Origin of the sequence: Helicobacter pylori, from assembly GCF_001653455.1 — a bacterium.
GTDB lineage: Bacteria > Campylobacterota > Campylobacteria > Campylobacterales > Helicobacteraceae > Helicobacter > Helicobacter pylori_A.
Genome location: NZ_CP011486.1, coordinates 1141999 through 1157451, shown reverse-complemented (window position 1 = coordinate 1157451; position 15453 = coordinate 1141999). Strand labels below are relative to the sequence as shown.

Sequence of the window (15453 nt, the reverse complement as noted above, 5' to 3'; positions counted from 1 at the left end):
GTTAGAATGGCTAGAAAAACCCCATTAAACAGGATCAGAAATATCGGTATCGCCGCTCACATTGATGCCGGGAAAACCACCACTTCTGAAAGGATTTTATTCTATACAGGCGTGAGCCATAAGATTGGCGAAGTGCATGATGGCGCAGCGACAATGGACTGGATGGAGCAAGAAAAAGAAAGAGGGATCACCATCACTTCTGCGGCAACGACTTGCTTTTGGAAGGATCACCAAATCAATTTGATTGACACTCCAGGGCATGTGGATTTTACCATTGAAGTGGAACGATCCATGCGCGTGCTAGATGGCGCGGTTTCGGTGTTTTGCTCGGTGGGGGGCGTGCAACCTCAAAGCGAGACCGTGTGGCGTCAAGCGAATAAATACGGCGTGCCTAGGATTGTTTTTGTCAATAAAATGGATAGGATTGGGGCGAATTTCTACAATGTAGAAAATCAGATCAAACAACGCTTGAAAGCGAATCCTGTGCCTATCAATATCCCTATTGGGGCTGAAGACACTTTTATTGGCGTGATTGATTTAGTCCAAATGAAAGCGATCGTTTGGAATAATGAAACCATGGGAGCCAAATACGATGTGGAAGAAATCCCTAGCGACTTATTAGAAAGGGCTAAAGAATACCGAGAAAAGCTTGTAGAAGCTGTAGCTGAGCAAGATGAAGCCTTGATGGAAAAGTATTTGGGCGGTGAAGAATTGAGCGTTGAAGAGATCAAAAAAGGCATTAAAACAGGGTGTTTGAACATGAGCCTTGTCCCTATGCTTTGTGGTTCGTCTTTTAAAAATAAAGGCGTGCAGACTTTATTGGATGCGGTGATTGATTACTTGCCAGCACCTACAGAGGTGGTGGATATTAAGGGGATTGATCCAAAAACTGAAGAAGAAGTTTTTGTGAAGTCTAGCGATGATGGCGAATTTGCCGGCTTGGCGTTTAAAATCATGACGGATCCTTTTGTGGGCCAGCTCACTTTTGTGCGCGTGTATCGTGGCAAGCTAGAGTCCGGTAGCTATGTGTATAACTCCACCAAAGACAAAAAAGAGCGCGTGGGAAGGCTTCTTAAAATGCACTCTAACAAGAGGGAAGACATTAAAGAAGTTTATGCGGGCGAGATTTGCGCGTTTGTGGGCTTAAAAGACACGCTAACTGGGGACACGCTTTGCGATGAAAAAAATGCAGTCGTTTTAGAGAGAATGGAATTCCCTGAGCCGGTCATTCACATCGCTGTAGAGCCTAAAACCAAAGCAGACCAGGAAAAAATGGGCGTAGCGTTAGGCAAGCTTGCTGAAGAAGATCCAAGCTTTAGGGTGATGACTCAAGAAGAAACCGGGCAGACTCTCATTGGTGGTATGGGTGAATTGCACCTAGAGATCATCGTGGATAGGCTAAAAAGAGAGTTTAAGGTGGAAGCTGAGATTGGTCAGCCCCAAGTTGCCTTTAGAGAGACTATCCGTTCAAGCGTGAGCAAAGAGCATAAATACGCCAAACAAAGCGGTGGTCGTGGGCAATACGGGCATGTGTTTATCAAGCTTGAGCCTAAAGAGCCAGGCAGTGGGTATGAATTTGTGAATGAAATTTCTGGCGGTGTGATCCCTAAAGAGTATATCCCTGCGGTGGATAAGGGTATCCAAGAAGCGATGCAAAATGGCGTTTTGGCAGGCTATCCGGTGGTGGATTTTAAAGTTACCCTTTATGATGGGAGCTACCATGATGTGGATTCTTCGGAAATGGCGTTTAAAATCGCAGGTTCTATGGCGTTTAAAGAAGCGAGCCGTGCGGCTAACCCGGTTTTACTAGAGCCTATGATGAAAGTGGAAGTGGAAGTCCCTGAAGAATACATGGGCGATGTGATTGGCGATCTCAATAGAAGAAGAGGGCAAATCAATTCTATGGACGACCGATTAGGCTTGAAAATCGTGAATGCCTTTGTGCCACTAGTGGAAATGTTTGGTTATTCTACAGATTTGCGTTCAGCTACCCAAGGGCGTGGGACTTACTCTATGGAGTTTGACCATTATGGCGAAGTGCCTAGCAATATCGCCAAGGAAATTGTAGAAAAACGCAAAGGCTGATTTGATTATAACACTCTCTTAAAAAAGGGTGTTGTGCTATTTAAACTTTCTCCTTTTTAAAAAGGCTTTTTATGGGTTATCCTTTAATGAGTCTTTCTTTTAATTTGTTTGTAAAATTGCTTTTTGGCTTTGTTTTCATCAAGTAGGGGTAATTAAAACTTTTTTAATTTTTTAAAAATGGGGTTTTTGGTTTAATCGTTTAGATTTTATTTCATGATAAAACTCGTTTTCTTAAAGGGTAGGGGGTGTTTTTGCGGCAATGCCCTTTAAAAATCCCCCTAACCCATAGACTGCCTACAAGAAATTCCGCTTGATGAGCGACAAAATCTTTTGTATTTAAAAAACGCTTTTTGGCATTTTTCACAAACAAAGCCTTGCTAAAATGCCTTAAAAAGTTTGTTAGAGAAAAAACACACTAACAAACAGAAAAGAACGCTTCAATCTCTTTTGAAAGATCCAACGCAATGTAAATACTCAATACTTTTATTGATCCACCATTTTATTGATTCTTTCAGGGTAGCGAGCTCCCTCTATTTTGATTGCAGCCAATTCTTTTTGGAAAACCTCCAATTCTTTTTGACTCCAAGAAACTTGCAAAGCCCCTACATTTTCTATGAGCCTAGATTCTTTGGTGGTGCCAAAGAGAGGGACAATGATTTTTTGGGTGTGCAAAATCCATGAAAGGGCCAGTTGGGCTGGTGTAACGCCTTTAGCATGTGCATGATCTTGGATCAATTCCACTAAAGCGTAATTTTTGGCTAGATTTTCTTGATTAAATCTGGGAGAAACGCTTCTAAAATCTTCACTGGCAAAGGTGGCATTTTTTTCAAATTTCGCGCCTAAAAACCCCTTACCCAAAGGCGAAAAGGCGACAAAGCCAATTTTTTCTTTTTCTAAAAATCCTAAGATCTCTTTTTCAGGTTCGCGCCACCACAAGGAATATTCGCTTTGCAACGCGCTTAAAGGACAAATTTGATGGGCTTTTTGGATGCTAGATAACCCTGCTTCACTCATCCCCCAAGCCTTAATTTTTCCCTCTTTAATAAGAGCTTGCATAACTTCTGCCACTTCTTCTATAGGCGTGTTAGTATCCACACGGTGCTGGTAGTATAAATCAATGCATTCTACTTTTAAGCGTTTCAAACTCCCTTCAATAGCGCTCTTAATACGGCTAGGACTGGAATCTAAAAACATAGTTGCGTATTTGTCATTAGGATTTGCGTAGTAAATCCCAAACTTGCTCGCTACCACAACCTTGTCTCTAAAAGGCTTGATCGCTTCGCCTAAAAGTTCTTCATTATCTTCCCCATAAGCCTCTGCAGTGTCAAAAAAGTTGATACCCAATTCCAAAGCCTTATGGATAAGTTTAACCATCTGCTTTTTATCATGGACTTCCCCATACCCATAAGTCATGCCCATGCACCCTAAAGCTAGAGCACTCACTTTTAAAGGGCCTAAATGACGCTGTTGCATACAAACTCCTTGATTTCATATTGGTTTTTCAGTATAACCGCAATCTTAATTTTTGTCAAATTTTCTAAAACCAGAGATAATTATATCAAGTTTCTTTAATTGTTGTATTTTTTAAGGTAGCAAAACCACCAAATCAATCAAAAATTTGATTGGTTTCTATTCATTTACTTTTGAAAAATATAATTCTCTCGCTTTTAAAATCATCACAAGGAGTTTTCGTATGAAAAAGCAAATCTTGACAGGCGTTTTGTTATCAGTTTTAGCGGTGAGTTCTGCATACGCTCACAAAGACAAAAAAGACGCTAAAAAACCTGAGTTAAGCTCTCAATTAGTGGCTCACAAAGACAAAAAAGACGCTAAAAAACCTGAGTTAAGCTCTCAATTAGTGGCTCACAAAGACAAAAAAGACGCTAAAAAACCTAAAAACTCAGTAGCTTAAGGGCTTTAGCCTTAAAGGGGGCGTTTAAAAACGCTTTCTTTAAACCCACTCTATCCATTCTATCAATTTTTATCACTTTTTACCACTTTTTAAATTTTTGCATACAGACTTTTCAATTTTTGTCAATATGGTCGTGTTTTTAAAAACATTAAAAAATAGATAAAGGGCGTTTAACCCTCTTCTAAAAGCGTGGAAGCGGCTTGAAGGACTTCAAGGGGCGTGATGGATTTCATGCACAAATGGTTTCTTTCATTCTTTAAGGGGCAGACTCGTTTTTTGCAAGGCGAACAGCTTAAATGATGGTTTAATACAATGGCTTTTTGGGCTTTATAGGGGCTAGTTTCTTTTTCATCAGTGGGGCCAAAAAGAGCGATTAAGGGGGTTTGTGTGCCAGCAGCCACATGCATAGGACCGCTATCGTTAGTGATGAATAGATCTAAAATAGCGATGCGCTCTATCAATTCTTCAATGCTGGTTTTTCCGCACAGATTATAAGCGTTATGGAATAATAAGGGGTTTTTCAACAAGCCTTTAACGGATTTTAAAATTCCTTCAGAAACGATAGCGTCTTCTTTAGCCCCAAAAAAATAAATTTCATACCCTTTTTCTAACAAAGTAGTGGCGACTTCAGCGTAATAAGAAGCCAACCACCTTTTAGCGCTCCCATAGCTTGCACTAGGGTTAAAGCCGATTTTTTTAGGGGTGTTTGGGGTGTGAGCGGGGAGGTTAAAGGCTAGTTTTAAGGGTAAAACGCTTTTTTGATCCAATTCTTTTTTTAAAAATTGCGAAAACAAAAAGCAATATTTTTCCACTTGATGATACTCTTTGGGGGCAGCAGTTATTGCGTGGCTAAGGAAAAAAGAGCGAAAAAATTGAGCAAAACCGATGCGAACGGGCGTTTTTGTTGCATAGAGCAAAAAAGCGGAATAAAAATGGTTGTTTAAAGCGATAGCCATATCGCAACGCCCTATTTTTTGAGCGAGCTTGTAAGTGGCTAGCAGCCTGAAAAAGGATTTTTTGGTGTCATCTATGAAAACGGCTTCTATTTTTTCATCTTTTTTGAAAAGTTCGCAAGTAATGGTTGGGCCCACTAAGATAAAATACGCGTTAGGGTAGTGGTTTTTAAGGGTGTAAAAAAGCGAGCTTGCCATCACCCCATCGCCTAGCCAATTAGGCAAACGCAATAAAATACGCATGCGTTTGGGCGCATTTACGCTCATCAATAGCCCTTTTTTAAAGATTTTAAGCTAAAATTTTAGCATACAAATACAAGGAAATGGAATGATTACCCCTAAAGTGTTGAGCGGGTTTAAAGACCGCTTGCCTAAAGATGCGATACAAAAAGCCCAGTTGCTCGCTAAAGTTTCAGTTGTTTTTCAAAGTTTTGGTTTTGTGCCGATTGAAACCCCCCATTTGGAATACGCTGAAACGCTACTGCCTGATGCGAGCAGTGATATTCAAAAAGAGATTTATCGTTTTAAAGATCATGGAGATAGAGATGTGGCGTTAAGGTTTGATTTGACCGTGCCATTAGCGCGCTTTGTTTCTTTGCACCACCAAACGCTAGGCATGCCCTTTAAACGCTACGCTATAGGCAATGTCTTTAGGGGTGAAAGGGCGCAAAAAGGGCGTTATAGGGAATTTACGCAATGCGATTTTGATTTTATAGGGAGCGAGAGCTTGGTGTGCGATGCTGAGATCATTCAAGTGATCATCGCTTCTTTAAAAGCTTTGGATTTAGAAGATTTTTGCGTCTCTATTAATCATAGGAAAATTTTGAACGGAATATGCGAATATTTTGGGATTTCTCAAGTGAATGCGGTGCTGCGCATTGTGGATAAATTAGAAAAGATTGGCTTAAATGGGGTTGAAGAAGAATTAAAAAAAGAGTGCGATCTAAATCTAAACACCATTAAAGAGCTTTTAGAAATGGTTCAAATCAAACAAAACGATTCAAGCCATGCGGAATTTTTTGAAAAAATTGCTTATTTGAAAGACTATAATGAAAATCTAAAACAGGGCATAAAGGATTTAGAAAAGCTATACCAGTGGCTAGGGGATTTGCAAATTTCTCAAAACCTGTATAAGATTGATTTTTCTATCGCTAGGGGCTTGGGGTATTATACAGGGATTGTGTATGAAACCACGCTCAATGACATGAAATCTTTAGGGAGCGTGTGTTCAGGGGGTCGTTACGATCATTTGACTAAAAATTTTTCTAAAGAAAATTTGCAAGGGGTGGGGGCTTCTATTGGGATTGACCGATTGATTGTGGCTTTAAGTGAAATGCAATTATTAGATGAGCGCTCCACCCAGGCTAAAGTGCTAATCGCTTGCATGCATGAAGAATATTTTTCTTATGCAAACCGCTTGGCCGAGTCTTTAAGGCAAAGCGGGATTTTTAGCGAAGTCTATCCAGAAGCCCAAAAAATCAAAAAACCCTTTTCTTACGCCAACCATAAAGGGCATGAGTTTGTGGCTATCATTGGCGAAGAAGAATTTAAAAGCGAAACTTTAAGCTTGAAAAACATGCATTCAGGCATGCAACTGAATTGTTTGAGCTTTTTAAAAGCCCTTGAAATCATTGGAGAAAACGATGAAGACTTATAATGTCGCCATTGTTGGGGCTAGTGGGGCGGTAGGGCAAGAGTTGATTAAGGGTTTAGAACATTCTTCTTTCCCTATTAAAAAGTTTGTCCCGCTCGCTAGCGTTAGAAGCGCCGGTAAAAAGATCAAAGCGTTCAATAAAGATCATGAAATTTTAGAAACCACGCATGAGGTTTTTGAAAAAGAAAAGATAGACATCGCCTTTTTTAGCGCTGGGGGGAGCGTGAGCGAAGAGTTCGCTACAAGCGCTTCAAAAACTTCTTTAGTGATTGATAACACGAGTTTTTTTAGACTGGATAAAAAAGTGCCTTTAGTCGTGCCTGAAATCAACGCCAAAGAAATTTTTAACGCTCCCTTAAACATTATCGCTAACCCCAATTGTTCTACCATTCAAATGACGCAAATCTTAAACCCTTTACACCTTTATTTTAAGATAAAAAGCGTGGTGGTTAGCACCTATCAAGCCGTAAGCGGGGCAGGGAATAAGGGGATAGAGAGCTTGAAAAGAGAATTAAAAACCGCTTTAGAATGCTTGGAAAAAGACCCTAATACTGATCTAAACCAAGTCTTGCAAGCGGGGGCTTTCGCTTACCCGATCGCTTTCAATGCGATCGCTCATATTGATGTTTTTAAGGAGAATGGCTACACGAAAGAAGAGCTAAAAATGGTGCATGAAACCCATAAGATCATGGGTGTGGATTTCCCTATTAGCGCAACTTGCGTGCGCGTGCCGGTATTAAGGAGTCATAGCGAGAGTTTGAGTATCGCTTTTGAAAAAGAATTCGATCTCAAAGAAGTCTATGAAGTCTTAAAAAACGCCCCTAGCGTGGTTGTTTGCGATGATTTTAGCCACAATCTTTACCCCACGCCCCTAAAAGCGAGCCACACTGATAATACTTATATAGGGCGCTTGAGGAAGGATTTGTTTGACAAGAAAACTTTGCACGGCTTTTGCGTGGCGGATCAATTAAGAGTGGGGGCAGCCACCAACGCGCTCAAAATCGCTTTGCATTACATTAAAAACGCTTGAGTTTGATTGAGCGATCATTCTTAAAAAAGCGTTATGGTTAAAGGGGATTGTTTCAAAACCCCCTTTTCTTAAAAAAAGCTGCATTAAAAAGCAAAATAGTCTTAACGCTGATAAATAAAAAAGCGTGTTTTTAGAAATAGCATTAGTTGCTATTTCTATTGAAATAATGAAATCGCGCTATCGTCTTATTCCAACATGTCCAATAATTCGGGTGATGTCTGGTATTGGTATTTATAGTCATCGCCTCTAAAATGGTAAGCCCCATCAAAGATTTGAGCGGTCAATACATTTTTAACTTGTGGTAACTTCACATTTTTTAGTGCTTCTTTGGGGACTTCAATTACTAGTTGATTAAACGATTGGTCGCTTAAGGGGTTATCAATATCAAAAATGAAATTTAAGATATTGTGGAGCGAGTTATACGAAATCTTGTCAATCAAAGCGTAAGTTAGTCTTACTCCCTCTGCTTGGTCAATAGCGGTAACGATGCTTTTAGATAGTCTAGGGCTGATACTATCAAGCTGTGTCGCTAAATCTGTCGGTGAGATGAAACAATAACCTGCATCGGTGTCGGTGGTGTTAGCAAGGACGCTCGCTATTAGTCTTTTACTCGCTTTTCTGCCTTGCTTCATCGCTTTGACAAGGTTATTGACCTTAATGTTGTGGTTGTAACTTTGTCTGTAATCATCGCTTACCGCACATTTTTGTCCCTCTATGTATTTAATCGCTTTTAGCTCTTTTTCTTTCATTGCTTCCATAGTGAAAACTTTAGGGTGTCCATACGCACGAGTGAGTTGCTGTTGTGCTTTAATATTGCTTCTAATATGCTCCGCAATAGTCCTTATACCTAATGTGGAGTAATCAATAGGCATATAAGTCGCTTTTAACTTTGTCTTAACGATTTTAGCAATACTGATACCTTTACTCCTAGAGAGAAAAGTATAAACGCTGTCTTGTATGCGTGTGAGAGCTTGTGGTAAGTCGCTTGGTGTAGAAAATTTAATCCCTGTGAAGCTAGTCCATACCTTGCCAAAAGTATTAGGTTCTGTGCTTATCAAATCTATCCTATAAGTCTTATTCTTATTTACCATAACTTGTGAGCCATAGCAAATCGCTTGTTGGTTGAATTGTTCGCCCCATAATAGTAAGTGGTTTTTTAAATCAAATGTGCTACTAGGTTCGTTTGTGAATACAAAAAAGCTAGTCTCTTTATCGGGTAAAACATTGTCTTTAGGGTTGTCTTTCCAATACCCCAACACTTGAATATAACCGATGAAATCTCGCTTTTGGTCTAGGAGAGATTTTAATTCTCTTGTCCTTTGCATATTGTCTTTTTGAGTGTAGCGGTATTTTTTAAGAAATTTAGGACTAGACATAAAGTCTCTCATTGTGGCTTTGCCGTCTATGAACTTATCCACAAAAGACCTACCTAATGCTCTACAAAGTGTGAGATAAATTTTATCAATCATCTCTTTATAGTCTTTAAATTTTTTATCAGTCGCCTTTTTACCTTTTTCAGGTTGTGGGTTAAAGAAGTCGCTAACTTTTATAGGATTGAATGCGTAGCCACCAACTAAATGGTCTAACCAATATTTAGTTATCTTGTCCGCATCTTTAGGGTCAAAACCGCTTTTGTAAGCATAGATTAGTGCTTTTCGTTCCTCTTCTGTAAATTCCTCTTCAAAGGAAGGTCTAAAAGGTCTAAACGCCGAAATAGTCCCAAAAGGTAGCCCGCTCGCAATCTTTTTATAAATACTGATAAGATTAGAGCTTTCAATTGTAGAGCCTTTAATAGTCTTGTGGCTTGTGTCGTATTTAAGTCGTGAGAGTTCATCGCCAACCGCATCTAAAAACTTGCTTAAGGGCATACTTTTATCCAACACCCTAAATTCAGGTTTAGTCGCTTTCATTAGACTTTTGTTTTCCATAGCCTTGTCAATCGCCTCTGTCAAAGAGAGTGTCTTTCTAGGCTCATCAACCATTTCTAAAAAATCGTAATTCAACATAATTGTCCTTTTCGTTTTAAATTGATTTTAAACGCTTGTGCAGTTACAATTTTAGCGTTTTAGAAAGAATGATTTTAACCTCTCTCTTTAAAAAGAGAGGGTTTTAAATTTAGCGGGTTTCAGCTGAGCTTTTGATGATTACGGTGTTGTAGTCAGGCTGGACGGGGCGTTGGTTGGGCGAATTTTTCATGCGTTTTTTGATTTCAGCTAATTGTTTGGCAGAGACTTCCAGAGGCTCTTCTATCACAAACCATGCCACTCCTTCTGTGCAAGGGGGAGCGGTGAGAGAGCCGTTAAAATGGTAGTAATTGATGGTTTTAGGCAAGAAAGCTTCTAAAGCCACGGCTTTAAGATCCTGTTTCTTTTGAATGCCTTCTAAAATCGGATCAAGGTTTGGGTTTTCTTTCCCTTCTTCAAAACCAATCGCTAACACTAACAAACGCCCTTTAGCGTCTTTATGCACGAAATGCGCGCTCAAAGGCCTGGTTTTACCATTAATTAAAAACTCCATAGGGGCGTGGAAATGCACATTATCCAGCACATAGTCATGCTCTCTATAATTGATATGATTAGTCGGCTCAAACGAAGCTTTTAAGGTATGATGAGTGAAAAAGACCGCTTTAGGTTTGGAAGCGGCGTATTTGAATTGCAAATCGGCTTTATCTTGCGTGTGGTAATAATGCTCAATGTTGATAGGAGACTGGCTCTTACCGCTTTTGCACACTTCAAAATCTTTGTGCAATTTGTCCCAGCGGTGCGGGCCATTTTCTTTATTTTTATAATCCCAATGGGTTTTTTCAGCGCCTATAAGAGAAGTTGCAAGCGTTAAAGCGATCAAAAAAGTTTTTTTCATTTTAATTATCCTTTGTTTTAAAATTCTAAAATATTAAAAAGCAATGATCTAATTTTAGCGCTTAATCAATAACGATTGCAGTTATAAAAAATAGATTGGTTAAAAGTTGAAAATGATTTTAAATTTTGTTTTACATGGTAACAATTCTATGAAATTAATGCGCCTACAATAGCGAATATAAAATATTAGCTTCCATTAGCCCACAATTTACAAGCGATTAAAATTTTTGTCTTATACTCCAAGCTTCCAAATTGAATGAAAAATTTAACCCCTTATTAAGATTTAAATGATGATGACTAAACAATCGTATCAAAGATTCGCTTTAATGCGGGTTTTTGTGTTTTCGCTTTCGGCGTTTATTTTTAACACCACGGAGTTTGTCCCTGTCGCATTGTTATCAGATATTGCGAAAAGTTTTGAAATGGAGAGCGCAACAGTGGGGCTTATGATCACTGCTTATGCATGGGTGGTATCTCTTGGATCATTGCCCTTGATGCTGCTTAGTGCTAAAGTTGAAAGGAAACGCTTACTGCTCTTTCTTTTTGCCCTTTTTATTCTCAGCCATATCCTTTCAGCGCTAGCGTGGAATTTTTGGGTGTTACTCATTTCTCGTATGGGTATCGCTTTTGCCCACTCTATTTTTTGGTCCATTACGGCTTCTTTAGTCATTCGTGTCGCGCCAAGAAATAAAAAACAACAAGCTTTAGGCTTATTAGCGCTAGGGAGTTCGTTAGCGATGATTTTGGGGTTACCGCTTGGGAGGATCATCGGGCAAATCCTGGATTGGCGCTCCACTTTTGGCGTGATTGGGGGCGTTGCTTTGTTGATCATGCTGCTTATGTGGAGGCTGCTCCCGTCTTTACCGAGCAGGAACGCCGGCACGCTCGCAAGTGTCCCTATACTAATGAAACGCCCGCTTTTAGTGGGGATTTATTTGCTTGTGATCATGGTTATTTCTGGGCATTTCACCACTTATAGCTATATTGAGCCTTTTATCATTCAAATCAGCCAATTTTCTCCTGACATTACGACGCTAATGCTGTTTGTTTTTGGGTTAGCAGGCGTGGCAGGGAGTTTTTTATTCGGCCGTTTGTATGCGAAAAATTCAAGAAAATTTATCGCTTTTGCAATGGTTTTAGTCATTTGCCCGCAACTCTTGCTGTTTGTGTTTAAAAACTTAGAATGGGTGGTCTTTTTACAGATTTTTTTATGGGGGGTGGGGATCACTTCGCTCACTATTGCGTTACAAATGAGGGTGTTGCAATTAGCGCCTGATGCTACGGATGTTGCTAGCGCGATTTTTTCAGGGAGTTATAATGTGGGGATTGGGGCTGGAGCGTTGTTTGGCAGTATTGTGATCCACCAATTAGGGCTAGGGTATATTGGCTTTGTGGGTGGGGCGTTAGGTTTGTTGGCGCTCTTTTGGCTTAGGTTTATTACGATAAAGTTTAAAAAAACATGAAAGGCGGATTGGCTAGAAAAAATCCTTTTTTGCGTTAAAAGATAATTTTTAAAATTTAACGATGCTGCTTAAAGCCAAATGTGCAAGCCGATAAATTGTCTCTTTCTTTATGTTAAAATAACAAAATTTGTCTCAAATTTTTAAGCGGTGTGTGGTTTAAATGCTCAAAAAAAAGATTGATTTGCATAAAGATTCTATCAGGAAGCTCTTTTTTTATTACTTTATCCCTTTAGCTTTTTCTATGATTTCACTTTCCACTTATTCTATGATAGACGGCATGTTTGTGGGCAAGAAACTGGGTAAAGAAGCTATTGCAGCAGTCAATATCGCATGGCCTATTTTCCCGGCTTTAATAGCGTATGAATTGCTTTTTGGTTTTGGGGCAACGAGCATTGTGGGGTATTTTTTAGGCCAAAATAAAACCCATAGAGCCAGGCTTGTGTTTAGCAGCGTGTTTTATTTTGTCGCTATAAGCGCCTTTATTTTGAGCATGGCGTTATTGCCTTTTAGTGAAAATATTGCGCGCTTTTTTGGGAGCAATGACGCTTTATTAGGCATGTCCAAACGCTACATTGAAATCATTTTAATGGGTGCGGTTTTTATGGTCTTACACCCTTTAGCGGATGTTTTTGTGGTGAATGACAAACGGCCCATTTTAGCGATGGTGGCGATGTTGGTTGGCTCGTTAGCGAATATCTTTTTCAATTACTTGTTTATTTTTGTTTTGGAAATGGGGGTTCAAGGCAGCGCAATAGCCACGGTGATAGGGCATGCGATAGGGGTTTTAGTTTTGATGCAGCACTTTTGGTTTAAAAAAGGGCAGTTGTATTTCATCAAACGATTTTCTTTGTCTTCGGTCATTTCTTCAGCTAAAAGCGGTGTGCCTCAAAGCACGGCAGAATTTAGCGCCTCTATTATGATTTTATTGTTTAATACTGCTATCATGCACACGGCAGGGGAAAGGTTTGTGAGCATGTATGGGATCGTTATGTATAATGCGATTATCTTTTTTACGACTTTGTTTGCGATTTCCCAAGGCATCCAACCCATTGCGAGCTTTAGCTATGGGGCTAAGAGTTTAAAGCGCGTCAAAGAGGTGTTTGTTTTTGGCTTGAAGGTGGCGTTTTGCGTGGGGGTTTTTTTCTATGGCGTTTATTATTTTTTAGATGAATTTTTAATCAAGCTTTATTTGCAGCCAAGCGAACAAGACGCGCTCTTTATGCAAGAGACTAAAAGAGCGATGAATATTTATTATGTGGGCTATGTTTTTTTGGGCATGACTTTATTGTGTGCGGTGTTTTTCCAATCTATCCAGCGCACTAGAAGTTCGTTTATCATCACCCTTTCGCACACGCTAGGGTTTATCGTTGTTTTATTACCGATTTTAAACCATTTCTATGGGATTAATGGCATTTGGGTAACTTACCCTATCGCACAATTTTTAGCGTTTTTAGTAGCGTTAGGGGTAACTTATTATGAAATCAAAAAAGGGGTTTTCATTACTTACAAAGAGAAAAACCCTATCGCTGTGAAAACTTAACCAATATTAGGGTAAAATTAAGCCATGCATGCAGAATTTTTCACTTTTGCGCTCATCATGCTTTTAATCGTGATGGCCCCCTATATGTCCAGAATCTCTCGTTTGCCCATCACGGTCGTGGAGATTTTATTTGGGTCTATTGGGGCGTATGTGGGTTTTATTGAGCCTACTAAGGGCTTTGAAATCATGTCCGAAATTGGCTTTTTATTTTTAATGTTTTTGTGCGGTTTGGAAGTAGAGATTTATTTGTTTAAAAAATTAGGGGTTTCTCTTTTAAAACGCATTTTTGCTTATTTATTGATTTTATACACGCTTTCGTTCATCCTTACTTTTAGCCTTAATTTAGAGCCTATTTTTATGGTGATTTTCCCTATTATCAGTTTGGGCATGATCATGACTTTAGTCAAGGATTATCGCAAAGAAATTTTGTGGCTTGATCTGGTTTTAAAAGTGGGCGTTATTGGGGAATTATTAAGCATTTTTGGTTTAGTGGTAGTAGATGGGGTGTATTCGCATGGTTTGGGCATGGAATTGGTTAAAGATTTAGGCATTCTTATTGTCTTTTTAATCTTAATCATCGTGGCGTTTCAAATCTTTAAGACTTTGTTCTGGTGGTTCCCGCATTTAAGGCTTTTTGTGATGCCTAAGAGCAGTCAGTTTAACCAAGATGTGCGCTTTTCGCTCATGCTCTTTTTTTCATTAGTGGCGATCGTGGTGTGGCTCAAAATAGAAATGGTTTTAGGGGCGTTTTTAGCGGGGTTAGTCGTTTCTACTTTTTTCCCCCATAAATCAGAGTTATTCCATAAGCTTAATGATGTGGGTTTTGGGTTTTTTGTGCCTTTGTTTTTCATCCATGTAGGCTCTACTTTAGACTTAAAATTAGTGTTTTTAAACCCGCATTTGATTCTTCAAGGGATATTGATCGTCATAGCCATGTTAAGTTTGCATTTAATCACTTCAACTTTATTGTGGCGCAAATATTTTAAAGAAGCTAAGCATTTATTTTCATTTGCATTAGGGGCTTCTATGCCTTTAACTTTTTTAGTTACCACGGCTGCAGTCGGTTTAAAAGCGCAAGCGATCTCGCAAAACACCTACTACGCACTGCTCATGGCAGCTATCTTTGAAGGGGTGCTATTCACGATTGCGATTAAAATCCTCAACAAAAAAGCTTAGATAAAAGCTTAAGCGTCTAAATATCTAGCGTCGCTAAAACTGCTCGCTTGGACATTACTGAACGCATTTTCTAAGCTGTCAAAGAAGCGAGGGTGTAAGTTTTGCATTTCTTTTAAGAAATTTTTGGTGGCTAATCGCGCGATAGGGGGTTTATCAGAGGTGGGCTGTTTGGCTGGGCAATTGCAATCAGGGGCGACAGGGATATTTTGAGAAGTAACAAAATGAATACTGCTAGCTTCGCGCACTTTAATCAAAGGGCGGATCACCAACAAGCCGTTTTCAGCCCTATAAATAGGGGGCATGCTCCTTAAACTCCCGTTATAAGTGAAATTCATAAAAAAGCTTTCCACCGCATCGTCTAAATGGTGCGCGATAGCGACTTTATTATAGCCTTCTTCTAAAGCCTTAGAATACAAAGTCCCTCTTCTCAAACGGGAGCAAAACGAACAAAACGAGCTTTTTTCACGGCGTTTTTCATTGATAGTGGCAGCGATTTGTGTGTAAATGATCTCATGCTCAATGCCTTGCTCTTTACACAAATCGCTCAACCATTTCAAATCTTCGCCCAAACCATAATGCACGGTAACCGCTTTAAAGTCAAATTTGAAAGGGGCATGTTTTTGCATTCTGGCTAAAATGCAAGCGAGCATGATAGAATCTTTGCCCCCACTCAATCCTAATAGGATTTTATCGCCTTCTTCTATGAGTTTGTAGGTGGCGTTTGTCTTGCCCACAATGTGCAAGACTTTTTTAGAAATTTCATAGGTCATTTTTGATCCTTG

Annotated in this window: 13 protein-coding genes; 7 read left to right on the top strand and 6 right to left on the bottom strand. The window is 39.5% G+C overall.

Annotation, left to right across the window (positions count from 1 at the left end; translation table 11 throughout):
- Positions 1 to 6: 6 nt before the first annotated feature.
- On the top strand, positions 7 to 2085 hold the full coding sequence (gene fusA / locus AA977_RS05440) for an elongation factor G (protein ID WP_064434875.1): 2079 nt from the start codon (positions 7 to 9) through the stop codon (positions 2083 to 2085).
- Between the two features lie 211 nt (positions 2086 to 2296).
- On the opposite strand, the gene AA977_RS07860 is transcribed toward fusA, so the two are convergent.
- Together AA977_RS07860 and AA977_RS05435 are read right to left on the bottom strand one after the other, a co-directional pair.
- Entirely contained in the window at positions 2297 to 2449 is a 153-nt protein-coding gene (locus AA977_RS07860; protein WP_154811940.1) for a hypothetical protein, read from the bottom strand.
- A gap of 119 nt (positions 2450 to 2568) precedes the next feature.
- Positions 2569 to 3558, bottom strand: coding sequence for an aldo/keto reductase (locus AA977_RS05435; RefSeq protein ID WP_064434874.1), 990 nt, complete (start codon positions 3556 to 3558; stop codon positions 2569 to 2571).
- 220 nt (positions 3559 to 3778) lie between these two features.
- Here AA977_RS05435 and AA977_RS05430 point away from each other — a divergent pair, with 220 nt between their 5' ends.
- Positions 3779 to 3997, top strand: a complete 219-nt coding sequence (locus AA977_RS05430) for a hypothetical protein (protein WP_000744170.1) — start codon at positions 3779 to 3781, stop codon at positions 3995 to 3997.
- Between the two features lie 170 nt (positions 3998 to 4167).
- Here the strand turns inward: AA977_RS05430 and waaF are convergent, their stop codons facing one another.
- The gene (gene waaF, locus AA977_RS05425) at positions 4168 to 5217 is read right to left on the bottom strand and encodes a lipopolysaccharide heptosyltransferase II (RefSeq protein WP_064434873.1); all 1050 of its coding nucleotides are present in this window, start codon (positions 5215 to 5217) and stop codon (positions 4168 to 4170) included.
- A gap of 61 nt (positions 5218 to 5278) precedes the next feature.
- On the opposite strand from waaF, the gene hisS reads away from it, so the two are divergent.
- Both hisS and asd read left to right on the top strand, forming a co-directional pair.
- Complete coding sequence (gene hisS, locus AA977_RS05420) at positions 5279 to 6607, top strand: histidine--tRNA ligase (RefSeq protein WP_064434872.1); 1329 nt, start codon at positions 5279 to 5281, stop codon at positions 6605 to 6607.
- Positions 6594 to 7634 (top strand): aspartate-semialdehyde dehydrogenase, encoded by a 1041-nt coding sequence (asd, locus tag AA977_RS05415; protein ID WP_064434871.1) that lies wholly within the window; start codon positions 6594 to 6596, stop codon positions 7632 to 7634. The genes hisS and asd overlap by 14 nt, the downstream gene beginning before the upstream one ends.
- Positions 7635 to 7819: 185 nt before the next feature.
- Here asd and AA977_RS05410 read toward each other — a convergent pair whose 3' ends face one another.
- Positions 7820 to 9643, bottom strand: coding sequence for a hypothetical protein (locus AA977_RS05410; RefSeq protein ID WP_064434870.1), 1824 nt, complete (start codon positions 9641 to 9643; stop codon positions 7820 to 7822).
- Positions 9644 to 9749: 106 nt separating this feature from the next.
- Positions 9750 to 10493 carry a carbonic anhydrase gene (locus tag AA977_RS05405; protein ID WP_064434869.1) on the bottom strand — a complete coding sequence of 248 codons (744 nt, stop codon included), beginning with the start codon at positions 10491 to 10493 and terminating at the stop codon, positions 9750 to 9752.
- A gap of 286 nt (positions 10494 to 10779) precedes the next feature.
- On the opposite strand from AA977_RS05405, the gene AA977_RS05400 reads away from it, so the two are divergent.
- The 3 genes from AA977_RS05400 (at position 10780) to AA977_RS05390 (ending at position 14671) form a co-directional block, all read left to right on the top strand.
- The gene (locus AA977_RS05400) at positions 10780 to 11955 is read left to right on the top strand and encodes a sugar transporter (RefSeq protein ID WP_064434868.1); all 1176 of its coding nucleotides are present in this window, start codon (positions 10780 to 10782) and stop codon (positions 11953 to 11955) included.
- A gap of 160 nt (positions 11956 to 12115) precedes the next feature.
- The gene (locus AA977_RS05395) at positions 12116 to 13495 is read left to right on the top strand and encodes an HP1184 family multidrug efflux MATE transporter (RefSeq protein ID WP_064434867.1); all 1380 of its coding nucleotides are present in this window, start codon (positions 12116 to 12118) and stop codon (positions 13493 to 13495) included.
- Positions 13496 to 13519: 24 nt separating this feature from the next.
- Positions 13520 to 14671 (top strand): cation:proton antiporter, encoded by a 1152-nt coding sequence (locus AA977_RS05390; RefSeq protein ID WP_064434866.1) that lies wholly within the window; start codon positions 13520 to 13522, stop codon positions 14669 to 14671.
- 8 nt (positions 14672 to 14679) lie between these two features.
- Here AA977_RS05390 and AA977_RS05385 read toward each other — a convergent pair whose 3' ends face one another.
- Complete coding sequence (locus tag AA977_RS05385) at positions 14680 to 15441, bottom strand: tRNA 2-thiocytidine biosynthesis TtcA family protein (RefSeq protein WP_064434865.1); 762 nt, start codon at positions 15439 to 15441, stop codon at positions 14680 to 14682.
- Positions 15442 to 15453 lie beyond the last annotated feature (12 nt).

What these genes read in the sequence shown, in the direction of transcription:
- fusA (WP_064434875.1), top strand. Translation starts at nt 7, where the DNA reads ATGGCTAGAAAAACCCCATTAAACAGGATCAGAAATATCGGTATCGCC.
- AA977_RS05435 (WP_064434874.1), bottom strand. Translation starts at nt 3,558, where the DNA reads ATGCAACAGCGTCATTTAGGCCCTTTAAAAGTGAGTGCTCTAGCTTTA.
- AA977_RS05430 (WP_000744170.1), top strand. Translation starts at nt 3,779, where the DNA reads ATGAAAAAGCAAATCTTGACAGGCGTTTTGTTATCAGTTTTAGCGGTG.
- waaF (WP_064434873.1), bottom strand. Translation starts at nt 5,217, where the DNA reads ATGAGCGTAAATGCGCCCAAACGCATGCGTATTTTATTGCGTTTGCCT.
- hisS (WP_064434872.1), top strand. Translation starts at nt 5,279, where the DNA reads ATGATTACCCCTAAAGTGTTGAGCGGGTTTAAAGACCGCTTGCCTAAA.
- asd (WP_064434871.1), top strand. Translation starts at nt 6,594, where the DNA reads ATGAAGACTTATAATGTCGCCATTGTTGGGGCTAGTGGGGCGGTAGGG.
- AA977_RS05405 (WP_064434869.1), bottom strand. Translation starts at nt 10,493, where the DNA reads ATGAAAAAAACTTTTTTGATCGCTTTAACGCTTGCAACTTCTCTTATA.
- AA977_RS05400 (WP_064434868.1), top strand. Translation starts at nt 10,780, where the DNA reads ATGATGATGACTAAACAATCGTATCAAAGATTCGCTTTAATGCGGGTT.
- AA977_RS05395 (WP_064434867.1), top strand. Translation starts at nt 12,116, where the DNA reads ATGCTCAAAAAAAAGATTGATTTGCATAAAGATTCTATCAGGAAGCTC.
- AA977_RS05390 (WP_064434866.1), top strand. Translation starts at nt 13,520, where the DNA reads ATGCATGCAGAATTTTTCACTTTTGCGCTCATCATGCTTTTAATCGTG.
- AA977_RS05385 (WP_064434865.1), bottom strand. Translation starts at nt 15,441, where the DNA reads ATGACCTATGAAATTTCTAAAAAAGTCTTGCACATTGTGGGCAAGACA.